Origin of the sequence: Burkholderia sp. AU19243 (genome assembly GCF_018148075.1) — a bacterium.
Lineage (GTDB): Bacteria > Pseudomonadota > Gammaproteobacteria > Burkholderiales > Burkholderiaceae > Burkholderia > Burkholderia latens_A.
On the sequence record NZ_JAGSTV010000002.1, the window covers coordinates 580,517 to 601,706 of the forward strand.

Sequence of the window (21,190 nt, forward strand, 5' to 3'; positions counted from 1 at the left end):
TTTAATCTCAGTGCGCTGCCGCGCGTTATTTCGCACCTGCGTGCCGGGAACCGACACCGCCGGGATTTAACGGCCTCGCATGCAGGCGCGCATTCCGTCGCGCGTCGCCAACAATCAGAAATCAGAATTCAGCTACGGGGATATCGGACGCATGCAACTGCAGAAACTGCAAGCCCAGCTCGCGGAACTCGATCAACGCATCCGCGCGGCGCGCCGCCGCGAACGTAACGCGACACTGGCACAAGTCCGCCAGATCGTCACGAACTACGCACTCACTGCCCGCGAAATCTTCGGCCAGGGTTACAGCGATCGCGCGAAACTGTTCACGGCCGGCGCGAAGTACCGCGATCCGGCCACGGGCGCTACGTGGAGCGGGCGCGGCCGCGCCCCTGCATGGATCGCCGGGCGCGATCGCACCGCCTTCCTGATCCGGGATTGACACGCGCCGCGTTGCACGGCGCCCACGCCGGACCGGGCGCCGGGCCCGGCTCCGAACCGGAACGCTGACGGATCAGTAGACTTCCGGGACGATCATGTCGTCCGGCACCGGCCGCCTGATGTAATCCTCGTGGTGCTCGCGCTGCGGCAGGTCGATCGTCGGGCGCGGCACCTCGTGATACGGCACCTGCGTCAACAGATGATGGATGCAGTTCAGGCGCGCGCGCTTCTTGTCGACCGCCTGCACGACCCACCACGGCGCCTCGGGAATATGCGTGCGCTGCAGCATCTCTTCCTTCGCGGCCGTATAGGCTTCCCAGCGGCGGCGGCTTTCGAGGTCCATCGGGCTCAGCTTCCACTGCTTCAGCGGATCCTCGATCCGGCTCTGGAAGCGCCGTTCCTGCTCATGATCGGTGATCGAGAACCAGTACTTGACGATCTGGATCCCGCTGCGCGCGAGCATCTTTTCGAACTCGGGCACCGAACGGAAAAACTCCTCGTATTCGTCGTCGGTGCAAAAATTCATCACGCGCTCGACACCCGCGCGGTTGTACCAGCTGCGGTCGAACAGCACGATCTCGCCGCCGGCCGGCAAATGCGCGACGTAGCGCTGGAAATACCATTGCGTGCGCTCCCGGTTGTTCGGCGCCGGCAGCGCCGCCACGCGGCACACGCGCGGATTGAGCCGCTGCGTGATGCGCTTGATCGCGCCGCCCTTGCCCGCCGCGTCGCGCCCCTCGAAAATGACGACCAGCCGGTGCCCCGTGCTCACGACCCAATCCTGCAGCTTCACGAGCTCGCCCTGCAGCCGGAACAGCTCGCGAAAGTACTGCTTGCGCGCTTCGCGGCGCTCCTGGGAGAACAGCAGATCGTCGCCGTCGTCGAAGCGACGGTCGTCGAGTTCCATTTCGAGCTCTTCGTCGTACGCGTCGACGAGGTCCTCCTCGAAGCGGCGCTGGCGCGCCTCACGCGATGCCGTATCGTTCAGGTGGTCGGTCTCGGTGCGGGTATCGTTGTCGCCCATGGGGCCTCCTTCCTTCGATTGACGCAGCAAACGCCGACATTATCCCAGCGTCGCGCGTCAAATTCATGAAAAGGGGCTGACCGGCTCGTCCGAAGCGGGGCTTGGGCGGCACGCCCGCCGGCACCGCAGTCGCGAAAGGGTCGCACGCGGCGAATGCCCGCGGGCGGGTCGGCTGGCCGGGCATACGCGCGCGCGCCGCTCAAGCGGCGACGCAACGGCACGACGCCGCGCCAGCACGAAAAATGCCGGGCGCGCGCCCGGCATCGATCGCCGTTTGCGCGGCCGCCGCGGCAGCCGCGCATCGGGCCTGCCGCATCACCGGATGATCCGCGTCACCCCGCGCCCGCGCGGATCGGCCATCGCCTCCGGCGTCCTGCCGTCGATCTTGATCACCTGGATGTCGCCGCTGAAGTCCTGCCCCTTCAGCGTATAGCCGCGCGCCTCGATCTGCTTCGCGAGCTCGCCTTCGATCGGGTGGTACGGCTCCCAGAAGATCGTGTTGGGCGGCAGCAGCTGGTGGTGGAACCGCATCGCGCCGACGGCGTCCTTCAGCGGCATCTTGAAGTCGTACACGTTGTTGATCACCTGGAAGATCGACGTGAAAATCCGCGAACCGCCCGGCGTGCCGATCACGAGCGACACCTTGCCGTCCTTCGTCAGGATCGTCGGCGACATCGACGACAGCGGGCGCTTCTTCGGCTCGATCGCGTTCGCGTCGCTGCCGACCACGCCGAACATGTTCGCGACGCCGGGCTTCGCGGAAAAGTCGTCCATCTCGTCGTTGAGCACGATCCCGGTGCCGTCGGCGATCACGCCCGAGCCGAAATAGCCGTTGATCGTGTACGTGTTCGACACCGCGTTGCCCCACTTGTCGACGACCGAGAAGTGCGTCGTCTCCGCTTTCTCCGGCATCGACGTACCGAGCCCGGGCTGTACGCTCTTCGTGTCCGACGGCTCCTTCGGATTGACCTCGGCCGCGCGCCTGGCGATATACGAGTCGTCGATCAGTTGCGCGACCGGCACCTTGTAGAAGTCCGGGTCGCCGAGGTATTGCGCACGATCCGCAAACACGCGCTTCTCGATCTCCGCGATCAGATGGACATATTGCGGCGAATTGAGCGGCACGCCGTCGAAGTCCTTCTTCAGGTTGGCCTTCATCTTCAGCAACTGCACGAGGCCAATGCCGCCCGAGCTCGGCGGCGGCGCGGTGATCACGTCGTAGCCGTTCCACTTCGCGTGCACGGGCTGGCGCCACACCGCCCGATACTGCGCGAGATCCTCCGTCGTGATCAGCCCGTTGCCGTCGCCCGTCTTCATCGACGCGGCGATCAGCTCGGCCGTCTTGCCCTTGTAGAACCCTTCCGCGCCGTTATTCGCGATGCGCGTCAGCACGTCGGCCAGATCCGGCTGCTTGAAATTCGTGCCGGCCTTCAGCCCGGAGAAGTACTTGTCGAAGTTGGTCTTGCCGCCGAACTCCTTCGATGCGTCGACACCGCGCTGCGCCAGTTGCTCGTCGACGATGAAGCCGTCGCGCGCATAGTGGATCGCCGGCGCGAGCACCTGCTTCCACTTGAGTCTGCCGAAGCGTTTCTGCGCTTCCCACATGCCCGCGACCGTGCCCGGCACACCGGCGGCGCGCGGCCCGTACAGGCTCATGCCCTCGACGACGTTGCCGTCCTTGTCGAGGTACATGTCCTTCGTCGCGGCAAGCGGCGTGCGCTCGCGATAGTCGATGAAGTAAGGCTTGCCGTCCTTGTAGATCGTCATGAAGCCGCCGCCGCCGATGTTGCCGGCCTCCGGATACGTGACGGCGAGCGTGAACGCAATCGCGACGGCCGCGTCGATCGCATTGCCGCCTTCCTTGAAGATTCGCTCCGCGGCGTCCGCGCTGTATTTGTCGGCCACCGCGACGGCGGAACTCGTCAGGACGGCCGGTTGCGGTCCCTTTGCGTATGCCGGTGCGGTCGGCACAAAACCCAGGGCGGTCGCCGCGGCAACTACCGCAGCAGATGTCTTCAAGCGATTCAGCGTAGTCATTGAATGTCCCCCATGTGAAGCTCCGACGGGCTGGAAAAAGTCCCAGATCCGCTTATAGCCGGTGCGCGGTCGTCGCCCGTACGCAGATTTCGTAGTCGAACCACGAGATAAACGCGCAACCGCGCGGGCTTCTACGAATTTCGTTGAACGTCCGCGGTTGATCGCCCGGCAACGCGGCGAAGATCGGCGAATCGGTCGAATTTGCGCGACGGCGACGCGACGCACGACAATCAGGCGGACAATCCCGCTTCCGGCGGCTCGCACGGCCGCCGAGCACGAAAAAATCTGCGATCGAATCGCCCGCTGAGCGGCCCGATCTGCGAAGATAGCGCCCCGCTTTCGTACCCGATTCACCGGCGCGCGCTCGGCGCCGCATCACGCTCTTTCGTCTGGTTTTTCATGGCATCACACAATGCGCATCACGCGTCCGGCTTCGCGGCCGGCGTCGCCGCCGCCGTCCTCGTCGCGCAAACGGGCGCGACCGGCCCGTGGCATGCGGGCCTGCTCGCCGCGTTCGCAGCCGGCGTCGCGGGCGGCACCGCGCCCGACTGGCTCGAAGTCGCGTGGTGGACCCGCAAGCGCCGGCTGTGGATCACGCACCGCACGATCACGCACTGGGGCATCGGCTGGATCGCGCTGCTCGCGCTCGGATGGCACGGGCTCACGCATCATCCGCATCCGCTATGGGCCGCGCCGCTGTTCGGCTTCGCGTGCGGCGGCGTGATGCATCTCCTCGCCGACTGGCCCAATCCGCTCGGCGTACCGTGGATCTGGCGGCGCCACTCGTTGAACCTGTGGAACAGCGGACATTGCGACCTGATCATCGTGGCCGCCGCATGGGGCGGCACGCTATGGCTCGCGCAATCGCTGTGGACGCGCGCGCCGTTCGTCGAACACTGGCTCGGCTGGCTGCATCGCGTGTAGTCGCGCATCGCGCGGGCCGCGCTCCGGTCGGACGCGCATGCGCGTCGCCGCCGATTGCGCGCATCGAGCCCGCGGCGACCTTCCGCGCATGCCTATTGAAACGGCGGCGCCACGCCTCATCTGATCCCCGAACGGGTGCCCGCGCGCGGCGCCCGGCACGCACCCGCGACGTCTGGCACACTGACGATTCGCGCGATCGCGCGCACGCTCGCACCCCATTTCAACGCTCCGATGGACGTCACCGCCACCCGCCCCGCTCACGCGCTCGACGTGTTCCACCCGGCCGTCGCCGCGTGGTTCCGCAGTGCGTTCGCCGCGCCGACCGGTGCGCAGGCGCTCGCGTGGCCGCACATCAAGGCCGGCCGCTCGACGCTCGTCGCCGCGCCGACCGGCTCGGGCAAGACGCTCACCGCGTTCCTCTGCGCACTCGACGATCTCGTGCGCGATGCGCTCGCGCACGACGGCGCGCTGCCCGACGAGACGCTCGTCGTCTACGTGTCGCCGCTGAAGGCGTTGTCGAACGACATCCACGTGAACCTCGATGCGCCGCTCGCCGGCATCGCCGCGTCGCTCGCGCAGCTCGGGCTGCCCGTGCCCGCGATCCGCACCGCCGTGCGCACCGGCGACACCACGCAGGCGGAACGCGCGGCGCTGCGCAAGCGTGCACCGCACATCCTCGTGACGACGCCCGAGTCGCTGTACGTGCTGCTGTCGTCGACATCCGGACGGCAAATGCTGTCGAGCGTGCGGTCGGTGATCGTCGACGAAATCCATGCGCTCGCATCGTCCAAGCGCGGCAGCCATCTCGCGCTGTCGCTCGAACGCCTGGACGCGCTGGTGGGCCGCGCGCTGCCGCGCATCGGGTTGTCGGCCACGCAGAAGCCGATCGACGCGGTCGCGCGCTTTCTGGTCGGCGGCCCGGCCGATGCGCCGCGCGACTGCACGATCGTCGATACGGGCCACACGCGCGAACGCGATCTCGCGCTCGAGCTGCCGGACGTGCCGCTCGAGCCGGTGATGGCGACCGACGTGTGGGAACAGGTGTACGACCGCATTGCCGCGCTCGCCGCCGCGCATCGCACGACGCTCGTGTTCGTGAACACGCGGCGCACCGCGGAGCGGATGGCGCGCCATCTCGCCGACCGACTCGGCAAGGACGCGATCGCCGCGCACCACGGCAGCCTCGCGAAGGAGCATCGCTTCGAAGCGGAACAGCGACTCAAGCGCGGCGAGCTGAAGCTGCTCGTCGCGACCGCGTCGCTCGAACTCGGCATCGACATCGGCGACGTCGATCTCGTGTGCCAGGTCGGCTCGCCGCGCGGAATCGCGCCGTTCCTTCAGCGCGTCGGCCGCTCGGGACACCACGTCGGCGGTGTGCCGAAAGGCCGCCTGTTCCCGCTGTCGCGCGACGAGCTCGTCGAATGCGCGGCGCTGCTCGACTGCGTGCAGCGCGGCGAGCTCGACGCGTTGCGGATTCCCGAAGCGCCGCTCGACGTGCTCGCGCAGCAGATCGTCGCGGAAGTGGCGTGCGCGCAATGGCACGAGGATGCGTTGTACGCGAGCTTCACGCGCGCGGCGCCGTACGCGCGCCTGCCGCGCGAACGCTTCGACGACGTGATGAAGATGCTCGCCGAAGGCTTCACGAGCCGTCGCGGCGTGCGTGGCGCGTACCTGCATCGCGACGTGGTCGGCGGCACCGTGCGCGGGCGCCGGAACGCGATGATGACGGCGACGACGTCGGGCGGCACGATCCCCGACATGGCCGACTACGCAGTGCTGCTGGAACCGCAGGGGATCCAGGTCGGCACCGTCAACGAGGATTTCGCGGTCGAGAGCCTGGCCGGCGACGTGTTCCAGCTCGGCAACCAGTCTTACCGGATCATTCGCGTTGAAACGGGCCGCGTGCGCGTCGAGGATGCGCAGGGCCAGTCGCCGGGCATTCCGTTCTGGCTCGGCGAGGGACTCGGGCGCAGCGACGAACTGTCGGCGGCGGTCGGGCGGCTGCGCGCGCGGCTCGATGCACTGTTCGCCGAAGGCGACCGGCAAACCGGCGCCGGCGGCACCACGCGCGCGAGCGGCGACACTGCCGCGAACACGGCGACGCGCCGCAAACGCCAAAAGGCGTCGACCGAAGCGAGCGCGTCGGCCGGCTCCCGCAACGATACCGCCGACACCGCGCCCGCCTCTACCGAAAGCCGGCTCGCGCCGGCGCTGCGCTGGCTCGTCGACGACCTGCGCCTGGCGCCCGACGCGGCGCGTCAGATCGCCGACTATCTGGCGCGCACGCGTGCCGCGCTCGGCGCATTGCCGACGCAGGACACGCTCGTGATGGAGCGATTCTTCGACGAATCGGGCGGCACGCAGCTCGTGATCCATTCGCCGTTCGGCAGCCGCATCAATCGCGCGTGGGGGCTTGCGCTGCGCAAGCGCTTCTGCCGCACCTTCAACTTCGAGCTGCAGGCCGCCGCGACGGACGACGCGATCATTTTGTCGCTGTCTCTCGCACACAGCTTCGCGCTCGACGAAGTGTGGCGCTACCTGCGCTCCGCGACCGCCGAGCATGTGCTCGTTCAGGCGCTGCTCGACGCACCGATGTTCGGCGTGCGCTGGCGCTGGAACGCGACGACCGCGCTCGCGCTCCCGCGCTTCACCGGCGGCCGGCGCACCCCACCGCAACTGCAGCGGATGAAGAGCGACGACCTGCTCGCGAGCGTGTTTCCGGATCAGGTCGCGTGCCTGGAAAACATCGTCGGCGAACGCGAGATCCCGCACCACCCGCTCGTCGAGCAGACGCTCGACGATTGCCTGCACGACGCGATGGATACCGACGGTTGGCTCGCGCTGCTGCGCCGGATCGAAAGCGGCGCGATCGAACTGATTGCGCGCGACCTGCCCGCGCCGTCGCCGCTCGCGGCCGAGATCCTGAACGCGAAACCGTATGCGTTTCTCGACGATGCGCCCCTCGAGGAGCGCCGCACGCAGGCCGTGCAGTCGCGCCGCTGGAGCGATCCCGAATCGGCCGACGACCTCGGCGCGCTCGATGCCGACGCGATCGACGCCGTGCGCGACGAAGCGTGGCCGCTCGTGCGCGACGCCGACGAAATGCACGATGCGCTGCTGACGCTCGCGTGTGTCGCCGACAACGAAGCGCATGCGCACGACGGCTGGCTCGCGTGGCTCGCGCAACTGGCGGAACGCCGCCGTGCGACGCAGCTCGTCACGACCGACGGCGCCGCACTGTGGGTGCCGGTGGAACGGCTGCTCTGCGTGCAAGCACTGCATCCCGATGCACGGCTCGCACCCGCGCTGAAGGTGCCGCCCGCGTGCGCGCAACCGTGGGAACCGGACGCCGCGCTCGTCGACGTGATTCGCGCACGTCTCACCGGTTTCGGGCCGCTCACGGTCGACGCCATCGCCGAGCCGCTCGGCATCGCGCCCGCGGCGATCGCGACGGCGCTCGCGGCGCTGGAGCGCGAAGGCTACGTGATGCGCGGCCGCTTCACGCCGGGCGCGACGACCGACGAATGGTGCGAACGCCATCTGCTCGCGCGCATTCATCGCTATACGGTCAAGCGGCTGCGGCGCGAGATCGAACCGGTGGAACGCGCCGATTTCATGCGCTTCCTGTTCCATTGGCAGCATCTGACACCCGACACGCGCGGCACAGGCCGCGATGCGCTCGCGGCGGTGGTCGAACAACTCGAGGGCTTCGAAGCCGCGGCCAGCGCATGGGAGGACGCGCTGCTGCCCGCGCGGCTGACCGATTACACGGCCGGCGGCCTCGACGACCTGTGCCGCTCGGGCAAGCTCGTATGGACCCGCCTCGGCGCGCCCGCGCGCGCGGCCGGCACGCCGGTGAAGACGACGCCGATCGTGCTGTTGCCGCGCCGCCATCTTTCCGCGTGGCACGCGCTGCGCGACCCCGATGCACAGCCGGCGCTGTCGGCGCGCGCCGCGCAAGTGCGCGACGCGCTCGCCGCTCACGGCGCGATGTTCTTCGATGCGCTGCTCGATGACCTGCACATGCTGCCCGTCGAACTCGAACAGGCGCTTGGCGAACTCGTATCGGCCGGCCTCGTCAATGCGGACAGCTTCGCCGGCCTGCGCGCGCTGCTGAAGCCGGCGGTCAAGCGCAGCGCGACGTACGCGCCGCGCACACGCCGCGGCGGTGCACTGATCGGCGGGATGGACGACGCGGGCCGCTGGGCGCTCGTGCAACGCATGCCGGCACCGGCCGACGCGGCGGCGCAGAGCCAGATGCCGACGCCGGTGCCGAAGCGCGGCGCGCCCGCAACCGATCCGGACGCGCTCGAACACGTCGTCTGGACATTGCTGCGCCGCTATGGCGTCGTGTTCTGGCGGTTGCTCGAACGCGAAGCCGACTGGCTGCCGAGCTGGCGCGAACTCGTGCGCGTGCTTCAGCGCCTCGAGGCCCGCGGCGAGATTCGCGGCGGGCGCTTCGTCGCGGGGCTCGCGGGCGAGCAGTTCGCGCTGCCGGAGGCAATCCCGATTCTGCGCGAGCTGCGCCGCCAACCGGGCGACGGCCAATACGTATGCGTGACGGGCGCCGATCCGCTGAACCTCGCCGGCACGCTGCTGCCGGGCGACAAGGTGCCGGCGCTGGCCGGCAATCGCGTGTTGTTCCGCGACGGCGTGCCGGTCGCGTCGCTCGTGTCGGGCACGTTCCACTACACACCCGACCTGTCGCCCGCGGCCCGCGAGGAAGCGCGTCTCAGGCTCGCGCGCCGTCACTGAAACTATCGGGCTTGCTGACACAGGCTGACATGCGGCGCATCACGGACTACTGAACGCCGCGCGGCATCGCCGCGTGCGTTCGGGTAGCATCGAACGACTCATCGCGCACGACCGCGCGCAAAACAAGCCCCCTCCGGAGACTGTCCTTCATGCCCTCGCATGCCGATTCGCCCGTCGTTCATCACGCGGGTTCGCTGACGATTTTCCAGGGCGCCGCGCTATATATCGGTGCGGTGCTAGGCACCGGCGTCATTGCATTGCCCGCACTCGCGGCCGACGTCGCCGGCCCCGCGTCGCTGCTCGCATGGGCGGCGCTCGTGGTGCTGTCGGGGCCGCTTGCGGCGACCTTCGCCGCACTCGGCGCGCGTTATCCCGACGCAGGCGGCGTATCGACCTACGCGCGACGCGCCTTTGGACCGAAGGCCGCCGCCATCGTCGGCTGGTGTTTCTATTTCGCGGTGCCGGCCGGCGCACCGGCGGCCGCGATGTTCGGCGGCGCGTACGTGGCGGCCGTCACCGGCGGCGGCCATATCACGGTGATCGTCACCGCTGCCGCGCTGATTGCCGCGGTGTCTGCCGCAAACGCGTTCGGCGTCACGGTATCGGGCCGCATGCAGCTCGTGTTGTCGGCGCTGCTCGTCACGCTGCTGCTCGCGGCCGTGTTCGCGTCCGCACCGCACGCGCGCACCGCGAACCTGCATCCGTTCGCGCCGCACGGCTGGCTTGCGATCGGCCAAGCCGCCGCGCTGCTCGTGTGGAGCTTCGCCGGCTGGGAAGCGATCACGCATCTTGCGGCCGAATTCCGCCGGCCCGCGCACGACATGCCGCGCTCCGCCGGCATCGCTGTGGTGGTCGTCGGGTTTCTGTATCTGTCGGTGGCAGCCGCGAGCGTGATGGTGCTCGGGCCGTCGGCCGGCGCGTCGGGTGCGCCGCTCGCGGAACTGATCGCCGGTGGCATCGGCGGCAACGCGCAGGTGCTGGCGGCCGCGGCCGCGCTGCTGCTCACGCTCGGTACGATGAACGCGTATTTTGCGGGGGCGGCGAAGCTCGGCGCGGCGCTCGGTCGCGACGGCGCACTGCCCGGCTGGCTTGCACAGGGCAGCCAGGCCGGCGGCGTGCCGCGTCGCAGCCTCGCCGTGATCGCGGCGCTCGCGGCCGTCGCGCTCGCCGCGACGACGCTGTCGGACGTCGGGCCGAAACCGCTTGTGCTCGTGACGTCCGGATGCTTCGTGATGGTGTACGGGCTCGGCGCGGCCGCCGCGCTGAAACTGCTGCCCCGCGGCAGCATCGCGTATCGGTGCGCGTGGATTTCGCTGGTCGCCGTCGCCGGGCTGTTCCTGACGACGGGCTGGTACATCTTGTGCCCGCTGCTGCTCGCGGGCGGTGCGCTGGTTTATCTGCGGCTGGCCGGCGCGCGCACGTGATCGCGCGCCCGCGCCCGCGCGCGCCCGGCCCCGTTCACCGCACCACGCCGGCTCGTCGACAATCGGCCATGCGCGGTTTTGCCGCGCGCGTCAGGCCGGCACCAGCTCGAAACTGAGCCGCTTGCCGAGCGCAGTGGCCGCGCTCGCGAGCGTCGCGAGCGTGAGGCTCGTGTCGGTTTCGTCGAGCAGCCGGTTCAGCGCGGCGCGGCTGGTCTTCATCCGTGCAGCCATCGCGGTTTTGGTGATGTGCTGCGCCTTCATTTCCTGACCGATCTGCCACGCGATCACGCGCTTGATCGCGGTGGCGGTGGCCGCCTCGAGGTGGCCGTCGTCATCGAGGAAGGTGTCGAAGTCGCTGCCGATACGCGGGTTGTTCGTGGTCGTCATGGGTGCTCCGATGCAGGGTCCGCCCGGCGGGCCATCGACGATGGCCGGTGCCGGCGCAAACCGGGAAATTCAGATGGCGCGCGCGAGCGTTTTCAGCCGGGCGACGCTGACGTCGAGAGCGTCGGACGGCGTCGCCGGCGACTGCTTGAAAAACGCATGCAGCAACACCATCGTGTTGCCGACCACGGTGAACAGCACGCGCGCATTGCGCGTCGGCAACGTCACGCGGATCTCCCACAGATCCTTCGACATCTTCCGGACCAGCGGCATGCCGAGCGGCCAGCCCAGTTGAACGGTCTTGATCTCTTCGCCGATCGTCCTGCGCTCGACCTGCCCGAGCGCATTGAGCCATTCGCGCACCGGCTCGCTGCCGCTCGCCTGCGGAAGAACCGCACGGCGAGCGTGATCTGAATCTGCTGTCTCACCATCGTCGTGTCATGCAGCGCATCAAAAACGATACGTTATGCCAAGCGCAACGAGGCTCGCTACTGACCGGACGGCCAACTCGACGCACCGGCCGGATAGCTGCCGGACGCCGCCCGACGTGGTGTAGTGACGCGTCTCAACCGCCGCGGCGAGCAGGCTTGCGCGTGCCGCGCGGCGGCCGCGTCGAGCGCACGTCGCCAAATCGCGCGTGCGCGATCTCGCGTACGGCGTCGATCAGCGTCCGCGCGACGGGCGAAGGCTGCGCATCGGTGCGCAATACGAGCCCGACCGGCTCGTCGGTGCCCGCCGACGGCAGCGGCAGGCGCGCGAGCGCGCCGGCCGACAAATCGTATTCGGCCGCATAGAGCGGCACGAACCACACCGCGTCGTTCTCGAGCGCGAGCGCGCGCGCGACCGACACCGACAGCACCTCGATGAACGAGTCCAGGGGCGGCGCCCCGCACGCGCCGAGCAGTTGCTCGGCGGACTGCCGGATCAGCGTGCCGAACGGCGGCAGCACGACCGGATAGCGCGCGAGTTCGGCGGCCGGCGCAACACTCTCCAGCAGCGGATGCCCGGCGCGCACGACCGCAACGAGCGGCTCGTTGTACAACTGCTCGAACGCGAGCCCGATCATTCGCTCCGGTTCCGACAGACGCCCGATCGCGCATTCGATTGCTCCCGCCTTCAGGCGCTCCATCAGCTCGGTGTTCGCCGCCGTCGCGATCCGCACGACGACGCGCGGCCAGCGTGCGGTCAACGCCTTCATCAGCGCGGGCGCGAGCGACGCCGCCACAGTCGGCAGCATGCCGATTTCGAGCGTCGCGGCGGCCGCGCCGCCTTCGCGCGCGAGCAGCCCGACGCCCTGCCGCAGCGCCAGCACGCATGCGTTCGCGTGCGGGATGAACAGCTGCGCTTCGCGGGTCGGCTGCGCGCCGTGCCGCCCGCGCTCGAACAATTTCACGCCGAGGATCGACTCGAGCTCGGCGATCGTCTTCGACACCGCCGGCTGCGTGATCGACAGGCTTTCGGCCGCCTTCTGCACGCCGCCGAGTTGAGCGACGGCGAGAAAACACTGCAGATGGCGGAATTTGACGCGGCCGTCCGCGATACGGTTGTTCATAACAGGCGGTTATAGAAGAGGTGAGATCGCGCCATTTTGCATAACTTCCCGGAAAGGCCAAAGCGGTGGCTGCCGCGTCGCTCACGGCGTCGCAGGGGTGGGGAATCCGCACCGTCCGCGGATCGGTCTCGGGAGCGGCCCGCTGGAACAGTATGGCCGGCATGCAGGCCCACGCGTGACGCCAAAGTACGCGAAAGCGGCGGGCGGCTCGCGCATCGTGCGCGGAGCGATCGCCGAAGACCCGCGATCCGATGGCTTGTGCCGGGCCCAACCGACCAGGCTCGGGCGTAGCCGCGCTGGCCCGGACGGGCATAACTGAAGGTTATGCGATCCGCGAAAAAAGGTCATTTTGCATAACTTTCCGGAAAGGCTAAAGTCCTGCCATCCACTTAGCGAAACACCTATCAGGAGACGCCCGATGGATTCCCCAACGATCCTCACGCCGCGCGACTGGCCGTCGCATCCGGCTTATGTTCATCCCGAATACCGTTCGTCCGTGAAACGCGGCCCGACCCGTCCGCTGATTCCGCTGAAGGAAAAGCTGCGTGACCAGTACGCGCCCGTCTACGGCGCCGAAGATCTCGGCGCGCTCGATCACGACCTGACCAAAAACGCGGTGAAGAACGGCGAGCCGCTCGGCGAGCGCATCGTCGTCACCGGCCGCGTGCTCGACGAAGGCGGCAAGCCCGTGCGCAACACGCTCGTCGAGGTGTGGCAGGCCAACGCGGCCGGCCGCTACGTGCACAAGGTCGACCAGCATGACGCCCCGCTCGATCCGAACTTCCTCGGCGCGGGCCGCTGCCTGACCGACGACGAAGGCCGCTACCGCTTCCTGACGATCAAGCCCGGCGCGTATCCGTGGGGCAATCATCCGAACGCGTGGCGCCCGAATCACATCCATTTCTCGCTGTTCGGCGACTACTTCGGCTCGCGCCTCGTCACGCAGATGTATTTCCCCGGCGATCCGCTGCTCGCGTACGACCCGATCTTCCAGGGCACGCCTGAACAAGCGCGCGACCGGCTGATTTCGCGCTTCTCGATGGACATCACCGAAGAAGGCTATGCGCTCGGCTACGAATTCGACATCGTGCTGCGCGGCCGCGACGCTACCCCGATGGAGCGCTGAACCATGACGACGCTGAAGCAAACCCCTTCGCAGACGGTCGGCCCGTACTTCGCATACGGCCTCTGCCCGCAGCAATACGGCTACGACCTGAAGAGCCTGTTCACGCCGGCGATCGCGACGCCGGATGCCGAAGGCGAGCACGTGCTGCTGGTCGGGCAAGTGTTCGACGGCGACGGCAACGTCGTCAGCGACGCGGTGCTCGAATTTACGCAGGCAGACAGCGCGGGCCGCTATCCGGCGTCGCGTGACGACATCGCGCAGGCCGGCTTCACGGGCTTCGCCCGCGTCGGCACCGGCACGGACGCGCAGCACCGGTTCGTGGTCGAGACGGTGAAGCCGGGCCCCATCGCCGCCGGCGAAGCGCCGCACGTCAACGTGACCGTGATGATGCGCGGGATCCTTTCCCACGCGTTCACGCGCGTGTATTTCGACGACGAAGCCGACGCGAACGCGGCCGATCCGGTGCTGAACCTGGTGCCGGCCGAACGCCGCGCGACGCTCGTCGCGAAGCGCGACGCGCAGCCGGGACGGCCCGTCGTGTACCGCTTCGACATCCGCATGCAGGGGCCGGAAGAAACCGTGTTCTTCGACGTGTGATGTGATGCGCAAGCCGGCGCAGGCCGGCTGCGCGCTCCGAGCCGCCGCGCGGCGCGATACCAACCGGCATCGCATCGCGCGGCGGTTTTCGTTTTTGGACGCCGGCGTTCGATGCCGTGCCGCAGCACGCCCGCGCACGATGGTCAACACCGACGGTTCAACCCTTCCGGCCCCGCAATCGAACACGCGATTCAAACGCATGCTGCAAACGCACATCGATCGTGCGGCGAGCCCGATATTGTTTCGGCGTTACACGGCGTATGCTTCGTTATCTTCGGCGCGTCAACGGTATTGCATCAACGGAAGAAGCAATTTCACGACTTGACGAGCGCGGGCCGCGTAGCCGGCTGACCGCGCATCGCCCTGACCGAGTGCCTTTAAGCGCGTCTGACCGGAACCGGGCAGACGCGTTTTTTTCGTACGCCAGCGGGCGCACCGTGTAAGGCGCCCGCGTTGCGCCTCCGCCGTCCCGCGCCGACTAGCGGCGAACCTCGAGATACCGGCTCGGCGTATCGCCGAGGATGCGGCGGAACGCGGATGTGAAGGCGCTCGCGCTCGCGTATCCGAGCTCGAGCGCAACCCGCGTAACGGGCTGCCCGTCGCTCAGCCGCGTAATCGCCGCCAGCATGCACACCTGCTGGCGCCATGCGGCAAAGCTCACGCCCGTCTGCGCGCGGAACAGCCGCGTGAACGTGCGCCGGCTCACACCCGCATCGGTCGCCACCTGGTCGAGATCGGCCGCGATCGACGGCGACGCGAACAGATGCCGGCAGATCTTCGCGAGCCGCGCGTCGGTCGGCAGCGGCGCGTGCAGCGACAGACGCGGCATCGTCGCGATTTCCGCGACCAGCAGCGCCATCAGCTTGCCCGCGCGACCGTCGACGTCGTACATCGCGGGCACGTCGATCGCATCGTCGATCAGTTGCCGCAACAGCGGCGACACGCCGTACACGCCGCACTGGTCCGGCAGCCCGGCCGCGCGGGCCGCGTCGTCTGCCACGAACGTGTTGAACAGCGTAACCGGGCCGGTCATCGTCATGTCGTGCCGCACACCGGCCGGCACCCAGCATGCGCGCTGCGGCGGCACCAGCCAGCGGCCGTGCGGCGTCGACACGCTGAGCGTGCCGCGCGACGCAAAGGCGAACTGCCCGCGCCGATGCGCGTGCTCCGGAAACGTCGTACCGGCCGCGTAGTCGTTGGCGGTCACGACCACGCTACGCGGAATGTGTTCGTACGGATCTAGCAGCGTATTTCTCAAGGCCCGGGTTCCATCATCAATTCCCGGCATCGAAGGCGGGTCACCTTCGACCGGTCTACGATCCGCTCCGCGCTTGCGCGACCGGACGGCCGCACGACCCGACGGCCGAATCGGCCGGATAGCGACTTCAGCGGAGCGAACACACGCATTACCGCAACATGAACGACATCGCCGACAGGCTGTTCAGCGTGCGCACGACGTGCTCGACCGACGGCCCGTCGAAGCGCAGCGTCACCGCATCGACGCGCTCGAGCGACGGCAGCACGCAGAACAGATCGGCGAGCGCGGCCGTCTGCACGCGCAGCGTGCACGACGCCGGCGCGGGCCGATGCGCGGTCGCGCGCCAGCCGGCCGACAACGCATGCTCGACCGTTTCGCGCGCGGCGACGGCGATGCGCGCGCAGGACGCGGCCGGCGTCAGCGTGTCGCCGCTCGATGCACCGCGGGCCGTTTTCACCGTTTCGAAACGCGCGTCCGGGAACAGCGGCCGCGTTTCGTCGGCGAACACGTCGTCGCCCGACGCCAGCGCGACGTGCGCGCCGTATTCGCGCGCCAGCGCACCGTACAGCCCCGCTTCGCCGAGTTCGACGCCGTTCAGCCACACCTGCGTGAACGCGAAGTTGTTGATGGTGTGCGCGAGCACGCCGCGTGTCTGCGATTTCGCGTGGAAGCCGATCATGAACACCAGATCCGGCTGCTGTTCGAGCCCGGCCATCATCCCGAGCGTGCGCGGCTTGCCGAGCACGACGCGCGCACGTGCATCGAGCCCGTCGGGCAGCAGGTTGCGAAATCCGCCGTGGGAATCGTTGACCCAGACGGCCTGCGCACCGCCCGCGAACGCGCCTTCGATCGCCGCATTCGCCTCGGCCGTCATCCAGCGGCGCGCACGCTCGTATTCCGGATTGCCGGCACGCGTCTGCTCGACGGCGAACACGCCGGCGACGCCTTCGATATCGGTCGAGATCAGAATCTTCATGACGGGTTGAGACGTCCTTCGTGGTCCTTGTTGAACAGATGTGCGAGATCGGGCGCCGCATCGCGCAGCGATTGCCGCACGTGGCCGTCGCGCCCGGCCACGGTCACGGCATGCAGCAGCGCGTCGGCAATCGCGTGCTCGACGCTTTCGGCCGCGGCCATGAACAGCGGATCGAGTGCCGCGTCGGCCACGAGCGCCGGCAACGCGACGGTCGACGCGTCGTGCGCGATCGTGTATGCGGTGGAAAACGCGAGCGCGATGTCGCCGCTGCCGTGCCCGTAGACCGAACCGGTACGGGCAAGCCCCGCACCCGCGCGGCGGGCGAGCCGCGACAGCTGCCGCGCATCGAGCGGCGCATCGGTCGCGAGCAGCAGGATGATCGAGCCGTGTTCGGGCGGTGCCTCGTACGCCGCGCGTACCGCTTCCGTTTGCTGCGCGGGCGGGGTCGCCCGCCGCTGCGCGACGATGCGCCCAACCGGCACGCCGGCGAGCGTCAGCATCGGCAGCCGGCCGAAATTCGCGAGCACGAGCGCGCCGATCGTGTACGGCCGGCCGGCCGCGACGGCCACGCGCGACGCGGAGCCGATCCCGCCCTTCAGGTCGAAGCACGACATCCCGCGCCCGGCGCCGACCGCCCCGCGAGCGAAATCGCGCGACGCGGTGCGGCAAGCTTCGTCGTAATGCGCGGCCGTCACCGCGAACGCCTGGATGTCGTTCAGATAGCCGTCGTTGCACTCGAACACGAGCGGATTGACGGTCGGCCAGTCGCGGCCGATCTGCGGATTCGCGGCGGCCGCCGCGCGGATCTGCGCTTCAGCGACCGCGCCGACGCCGAACGTGTTCGTCAGCGCGATCGGCGTGTCGAGCGTGCCGAGTTCGTCGACTTGCACGAGCCCGGTGCTCTTGCCGAAGCCGTTGATCACTGCCGCACCGGCCGGCACCTTGCTGCGGTACAGGTCGCCCGCGTGCGGCTTCACGACGGTCACGCCCGTCTGCACGTCGCCGGCATCGAGCGTCGTGTGGCCGACCGTGACGCCCGGCACGTCGGCAATCGTGCCGCGCGGCCCGCACGGCAGCGTCTCGCTCCACATCGTGGCTGCGCGCATCAGCGGCGCTCCAGCTTCGGGTCGAGCGCGTCGCGCAGCCCGTCGCCGAGCAGGTTGAACGCGAGCACGGTCAGGAAGATCGCGAGGCTCGGAAAGATCGCGACGTGCGGCGCGGTCACCATGTCTGCGCGTGCCTCGTTGAGCATCGCGCCCCACTCCGGCGTTGGCGGCTGCGCGCCGAGCCCGAGGAACGACAGGCTCGCGGCGGTGATGATCGACGTGCCGATCCGCATCGTGAAGTAGACGACGACCGACGACACGGTGCCCGGCAGAATGTGCCGCATGATGATCGTCCGGTCCGACGCGCCGATGCTGCGCGCGGCTTCCACGTAGGTCATGTGCTTGAGCATCAGCGTGTTGCCGCGTACGAGCCGCGCGAATGCCGGGATGCTGAAGATCGCGACCGCGCAGATCACGTTCACCATCCCGTTGCCGAGGATCGCAACCACGCCGATCGCGAGCAGGATCCCCGGGAACGCGAACAGCACGTCGGCGACGCGCATCGTGATGCGGTCCCACCAGCCTTCGTAGTAGCCGGCAAGCAGCCCGAAGAACGTGCCGACGAGCGCGCCGAGCGCGACCGAGAAGAAGCCCGCGGCGAGCGAGATGCGCGTACCGGCGACGATCCGGCTGAAGATGTCGCGACCGAGCGCGTCGACGCCGAACCAGTGCACGGCCGACGGCCCCGCGTTCAGCGCGTCGTAATCGAAATAGTTTTCCGGATCGAACGGCACGATGTGCGGGCCGACAAACGCAAGCACGACGAGCGCGAGCACGAAAGCACCGGCAACCAGCGCGACGGTCTGCTTGCGAAACTTGCGCCAGAATTCGCGCCACGGCGTGCGGATCGCGCTCGATGCGGCCGGCGCCGCGGGCTGGACAGTCGCGTTCATGCGCGCCTCACTTGAACCGGATGGTCGGGTTGATGACCGCGTACAGCACGTCCACGGTCAGGTTGATCAGGATGAATTCGAGCGAGAACAACAGCACGATCGCCTGGATCACCGGGTAGTCGCGCATCGTCACCGCGTCGACCAGCAGGCGTCCGAGGCCCGGCCAGTTGAACACGGCCTCGACGACGATCGAACCGCCGAGCAGGAAGCCGAACTGCAGCCCCATCATCGTGACGACCGGAATCATCGCGTTGCGCAGGCAATGCTTGAGCACGACCATCGGCTCGTGCACGCCCTTCGCGCGCGCGGTGCGCACGAAATCCTCGTTCAGCACCTCGACGAACGACGCGCGCGTGAACCGCGCCATCACGGCCGCAACCGCCGCGCCGAGCGTCAGCGACGGCAGCACGTAGCTCTTCCACGTGCCGTCCGGCACGACCGGCAGCCAGCCGAGCTTCACCGAGAAGATTTCCATCAGCAGCATGCCGAGCGCGAACGCCGGAAACGAGATGCCCGACACCGCGATCGTCATCCCGACGCGGTCGGGCCAGCGATTGCGCCACACCGCCGACGCGATCCCGATCGCCATCCCGAACGCCGTCGCCCACACCATGCTGACAAGCGTGAGCAGCAGCGTCGGCATGAACCGCTCGCCGATCTCGGTCGACACCGGCCGCTTGCTGCGCGTCGACGTGCCGAAATCGCCGTGCGCGATCTTCACGAAGAAGTTCGCGAACTGCGCGGGCAGCGGGCGGTCGAGGCCGAGATCGGCACGCACGAGCGCAACCGTCGCGTCGTCGGCCTCCGGGCCGGCCGCGAGCCGCGCCGGGTCGCCCGGCAGCAGGTGCACGAACAGGAACACCAGCACCGCGACGATCGCGAGCGTGGGCAGCAGGCCGAACAGGCGTTTGACGAGAAAATTCAGCATGGGGCACCGATCGAATCAGCGCACCGGCAGCTTGTGCCGCCGGCGCCGCACAGCGGGGCTGACCGCCGTCATTTCACCGAGATTTCGTCGAAGTTGAACGAACCGTCCGGCATCACGTACATCCCGTGCAGGCGCTTGCTGCGCGCATACACGATCTTCTCCTGCACGAGGAAGATCCACGGCGCGTCCGTCCACACCTGCTTTTGCGCGTCCGCGTACAGCGACGCCTTCTTCGCGCGGTCGGTGGTTTCGAGCGCCTTCGCGAGATCGTCGTCGACGGCGGCGTTCTTGTAGTACGCGGTGTTGTAGAGCTTCGGCGGCGCCGACGTGGACGCGAGCAGCGGCGACAGCGCCCAGTTCGCCTCGCCCGTCGACGCCGACCAGCCGCTGTAGTACATCCGCACCGGCGCAGTCTCCGGATCCTGCGCGCTCTCGACCTTCGCGACCCGCTCGCCGGCCTCCAGCGCCTGCACCTGCACCTTCACGCCGACTTGCGCGAGCTGCTGCTGCACGAACTGGATCAGCTTCTGTGCCGTCGAATGGTTGTACGCGGACCACAGCGTCGATTCGAAGCCGTTCGGATAGCCGGCCTCCTTCAGCAGCGCACGCGCCTTCGCCGGATCGTACGGCCACGGCCCGAGCTTCGTCGCGTATTCGACGCCAACCGGCGCGACGCCCGTTTGCGGCGTCGCATAGCCGGCGAACACGACCTTCGCGAGCGCTTCCTTGTTGACCGCGTAGTTCAGCGCTTCGCGCACCTTCGGATTGTCGAACGGCTTCTTCTGCGTGTTCAGCGAAATGTAGCGCTGGATGATCGACGGCCGCTCGATCAGCTCGACCTTCGGATTGCTCTTCAGGTCGGCCGCCTGCTCGAACGGAATCGTGAACGCGAAGTCGGCCTCGCCGGTCTTCAGCAACGCCGCGCGCGTGTTGTTGTCCACCACCGGCTTCCAGTCGATCGAATCGACCTTCGGGTAGCCCTTCTTCCAGTAGCCGGCAAACTTCTTCACCTTCATGTCGTCGGTCTGCTTCCATTCGACGAACTCGAACGGCCCGGTGCCGACCGGATGCAGCGACACGTCGCGCCCCCACTTCTTCAGCGCGGCCGGCGAGATCATCACCGCCGACGGATGCGCGAGCGTGTTGATGAACGCGGAGAACGGCTCGCGGAGCGTGAAGCGCACCGTCATCGGATCGACCACTTCCGTCTTCTCGATCACGCGAAACAGCCCGTAGCGCTTCAGCTTGTTCGCCGGATCGGTCACACGGTCGAAGTTCGCCTTTACCGCGGCAGCGTTGAAGTCGGTCCCATCGTGGAACTTCACGCCCGGGCGCAGCTTGACCGTGTACGTCTTCGCGTCGGGGCTCGCTTCGTAGCTCGTCGCGAGCACGTTCACGAGCTTCATGTCCTTGTCGAAACCGAACAACCCTTCGTAGAACGACTTGACGACGGCCTGCGACACGGTGTCGTTCGCGTCGTACGGGTCCATCGTCGTGAACGTCGAGTACACCGCGACCACCACGTTCTGCTGCGCGAACGCAGGCAGCGCGGCCGTCAGCGCGAACGCACCGGCAAGCGCGACGAGGGATGCACGCGGACGAAACATCGGGAACGAATGCGGCTTGTTCATGTTGCTGGGCTCCTGTAGGTGAATCGGTGACGCCTCTCGGGCGTTTCGGTTTCGACTTCCTGCTGCGTTGCGCGCATCGCGCGCTTGCGGGACTGTCACGACGCGACCGGCCCGCGGGCACTCAATTCAACACACCT

The 21,190-nt window shown here is 68.3% G+C and carries 16 protein-coding genes and 1 pseudogene; 6 read left to right on the top strand and 11 right to left on the bottom strand.

Going from position 1 to position 21,190, the window contains the following annotated elements; genetic code table 11:
- Window positions 1-151 precede the first annotated feature (151 nt).
- Window positions 152-439: an H-NS histone family protein gene (locus KDW55_RS05990; protein WP_212160118.1), complete on the top strand. Its 288-nt coding sequence runs from the start codon at window positions 152-154 to the stop codon at window positions 437-439.
- 72 nt (window positions 440-511) lie between these two features.
- Here the strand turns inward: KDW55_RS05990 and ppk2 are convergent, their stop codons facing one another.
- Together ppk2 and ggt are read right to left on the bottom strand one after the other, a co-directional pair.
- Complete coding sequence (gene ppk2 / locus KDW55_RS05995) at window positions 512-1,462, bottom strand: polyphosphate kinase 2 (protein ID WP_040139648.1); 951 nt, start codon at window positions 1,460-1,462, stop codon at window positions 512-514.
- A 315-nt stretch (window positions 1,463-1,777) separates the two neighbouring features.
- Window positions 1,778-3,499, bottom strand: coding sequence for a gamma-glutamyltransferase (ggt, locus tag KDW55_RS06000; protein ID WP_212197890.1), 1,722 nt, complete (start codon window positions 3,497-3,499; stop codon window positions 1,778-1,780).
- A 399-nt stretch (window positions 3,500-3,898) separates the two neighbouring features.
- Between ggt and KDW55_RS06005 the strand changes: the two genes are divergently transcribed.
- The 3 genes from KDW55_RS06005 to KDW55_RS06015 all read left to right on the top strand — a co-directional run bounded on the left by KDW55_RS06005 (window position 3,899) and on the right by KDW55_RS06015 (window position 10,602).
- Entirely contained in the window at window positions 3,899-4,423 is a 525-nt protein-coding gene (locus KDW55_RS06005; RefSeq protein WP_040141083.1) for a metal-dependent hydrolase, read from the top strand.
- A 231-nt stretch (window positions 4,424-4,654) separates the two neighbouring features.
- Window positions 4,655-9,178: a DEAD/DEAH box helicase gene (locus tag KDW55_RS06010; RefSeq protein ID WP_212159991.1), complete on the top strand. Its 4,524-nt coding sequence runs from the start codon at window positions 4,655-4,657 to the stop codon at window positions 9,176-9,178.
- A 149-nt stretch (window positions 9,179-9,327) separates the two neighbouring features.
- The gene (locus KDW55_RS06015) at window positions 9,328-10,602 is read left to right on the top strand and encodes an amino acid permease (RefSeq protein ID WP_040141079.1); all 1,275 of its coding nucleotides are present in this window, start codon (window positions 9,328-9,330) and stop codon (window positions 10,600-10,602) included.
- 90 nt (window positions 10,603-10,692) lie between these two features.
- Here KDW55_RS06015 and KDW55_RS06020 read toward each other — a convergent pair whose 3' ends face one another.
- The 3 genes and pseudogenes from KDW55_RS06020 to pcaQ all read right to left on the bottom strand — a co-directional run bounded on the left by KDW55_RS06020 (window position 10,693) and on the right by pcaQ (window position 12,538).
- Window positions 10,693-10,989: an XRE family transcriptional regulator gene (locus tag KDW55_RS06020; protein ID WP_212159990.1), complete on the bottom strand. Its 297-nt coding sequence runs from the start codon at window positions 10,987-10,989 to the stop codon at window positions 10,693-10,695.
- Between the two features lie 69 nt (window positions 10,990-11,058).
- Window positions 11,059-11,417 (bottom strand): annotated as a pseudogene (locus tag KDW55_RS06025) (type II toxin-antitoxin system RelE/ParE family toxin).
- Between the two features lie 134 nt (window positions 11,418-11,551).
- Window positions 11,552-12,538: a pca operon transcription factor PcaQ gene (pcaQ, locus tag KDW55_RS06030; RefSeq protein WP_040139644.1), complete on the bottom strand. Its 987-nt coding sequence runs from the start codon at window positions 12,536-12,538 to the stop codon at window positions 11,552-11,554.
- A gap of 418 nt (window positions 12,539-12,956) precedes the next feature.
- Here pcaQ and pcaH point away from each other — a divergent pair, with 418 nt between their 5' ends.
- Together pcaH and pcaG are read left to right on the top strand one after the other, a co-directional pair.
- Window positions 12,957-13,664 (top strand): protocatechuate 3,4-dioxygenase subunit beta, encoded by a 708-nt coding sequence (gene pcaH / locus KDW55_RS06035; protein ID WP_040139643.1) that lies wholly within the window; start codon window positions 12,957-12,959, stop codon window positions 13,662-13,664.
- A gap of 3 nt (window positions 13,665-13,667) precedes the next feature.
- A complete protein-coding gene (pcaG, locus tag KDW55_RS06040) occupies window positions 13,668-14,261 on the top strand; it encodes a protocatechuate 3,4-dioxygenase subunit alpha (protein ID WP_040139642.1) in 594 nt (197 codons plus the stop codon).
- 478 nt (window positions 14,262-14,739) lie between these two features.
- Here the strand turns inward: pcaG and KDW55_RS06045 are convergent, their stop codons facing one another.
- The 6 genes from KDW55_RS06045 to gsiB all read right to left on the bottom strand — a co-directional run bounded on the left by KDW55_RS06045 (window position 14,740) and on the right by gsiB (window position 21,053).
- Window positions 14,740-15,519, bottom strand: a complete 780-nt coding sequence (locus KDW55_RS06045; RefSeq protein ID WP_040139641.1) for a helix-turn-helix transcriptional regulator — start codon at window positions 15,517-15,519, stop codon at window positions 14,740-14,742.
- Between the two features lie 148 nt (window positions 15,520-15,667).
- On the bottom strand, window positions 15,668-16,495 hold the full coding sequence (locus KDW55_RS06050) for a M55 family metallopeptidase (RefSeq protein ID WP_212159989.1): 828 nt from the start codon (window positions 16,493-16,495) through the stop codon (window positions 15,668-15,670).
- Entirely contained in the window at window positions 16,492-17,601 is a 1,110-nt protein-coding gene (locus tag KDW55_RS06055; protein WP_212159988.1) for a P1 family peptidase, read from the bottom strand. Before KDW55_RS06055 ends, KDW55_RS06050 begins: the two co-directional genes overlap by 4 nt.
- Entirely contained in the window at window positions 17,601-18,494 is an 894-nt protein-coding gene (gene gsiD / locus KDW55_RS06060; protein WP_040139638.1) for a glutathione ABC transporter permease GsiD, read from the bottom strand. The genes KDW55_RS06055 and gsiD overlap by 1 nt, the downstream gene beginning before the upstream one ends.
- 7 nt (window positions 18,495-18,501) lie before the next feature.
- Window positions 18,502-19,422 (bottom strand): glutathione ABC transporter permease GsiC, encoded by a 921-nt coding sequence (gene gsiC / locus KDW55_RS06065; protein ID WP_040139637.1) that lies wholly within the window; start codon window positions 19,420-19,422, stop codon window positions 18,502-18,504.
- 68 nt (window positions 19,423-19,490) lie between these two features.
- Window positions 19,491-21,053 carry a glutathione ABC transporter substrate-binding protein GsiB gene (gene gsiB, locus KDW55_RS06070; protein ID WP_040139636.1) on the bottom strand — a complete coding sequence of 521 codons (1,563 nt, stop codon included), beginning with the start codon at window positions 21,051-21,053 and terminating at the stop codon, window positions 19,491-19,493.
- Window positions 21,054-21,190 lie beyond the last annotated feature (137 nt).

Excerpts from the sequence above, each read along its gene's own strand:
- KDW55_RS05990 (WP_212160118.1), top strand. The coding sequence starts at position 152 with ATGCAACTGCAGAAACTGCAAGCCCAGCTCGCGGAACTCGATCAACGC.
- ppk2 (WP_040139648.1), bottom strand. The coding sequence starts at position 1,462 with ATGGGCGACAACGATACCCGCACCGAGACCGACCACCTGAACGATACG.
- ggt (WP_212197890.1), bottom strand. The coding sequence starts at position 3,499 with ATGACTACGCTGAATCGCTTGAAGACATCTGCTGCGGTAGTTGCCGCG.
- KDW55_RS06005 (WP_040141083.1), top strand. The coding sequence starts at position 3,899 with ATGGCATCACACAATGCGCATCACGCGTCCGGCTTCGCGGCCGGCGTC.
- KDW55_RS06010 (WP_212159991.1), top strand. The coding sequence starts at position 4,655 with ATGGACGTCACCGCCACCCGCCCCGCTCACGCGCTCGACGTGTTCCAC.
- KDW55_RS06015 (WP_040141079.1), top strand. The coding sequence starts at position 9,328 with ATGCCCTCGCATGCCGATTCGCCCGTCGTTCATCACGCGGGTTCGCTG.
- KDW55_RS06020 (WP_212159990.1), bottom strand. The coding sequence starts at position 10,989 with ATGACGACCACGAACAACCCGCGTATCGGCAGCGACTTCGACACCTTC.
- pcaQ (WP_040139644.1), bottom strand. The coding sequence starts at position 12,538 with ATGAACAACCGTATCGCGGACGGCCGCGTCAAATTCCGCCATCTGCAG.
- pcaH (WP_040139643.1), top strand. The coding sequence starts at position 12,957 with ATGGATTCCCCAACGATCCTCACGCCGCGCGACTGGCCGTCGCATCCG.
- pcaG (WP_040139642.1), top strand. The coding sequence starts at position 13,668 with ATGACGACGCTGAAGCAAACCCCTTCGCAGACGGTCGGCCCGTACTTC.
- KDW55_RS06050 (WP_212159989.1), bottom strand. The coding sequence starts at position 16,495 with ATGAAGATTCTGATCTCGACCGATATCGAAGGCGTCGCCGGCGTGTTC.
- KDW55_RS06055 (WP_212159988.1), bottom strand. The coding sequence starts at position 17,601 with ATGCGCGCAGCCACGATGTGGAGCGAGACGCTGCCGTGCGGGCCGCGC.
- gsiD (WP_040139638.1), bottom strand. The coding sequence starts at position 18,494 with ATGAACGCGACTGTCCAGCCCGCGGCGCCGGCCGCATCGAGCGCGATC.
- gsiC (WP_040139637.1), bottom strand. The coding sequence starts at position 19,422 with ATGCTGAATTTTCTCGTCAAACGCCTGTTCGGCCTGCTGCCCACGCTC.
- gsiB (WP_040139636.1), bottom strand. The coding sequence starts at position 21,053 with ATGAACAAGCCGCATTCGTTCCCGATGTTTCGTCCGCGTGCATCCCTC.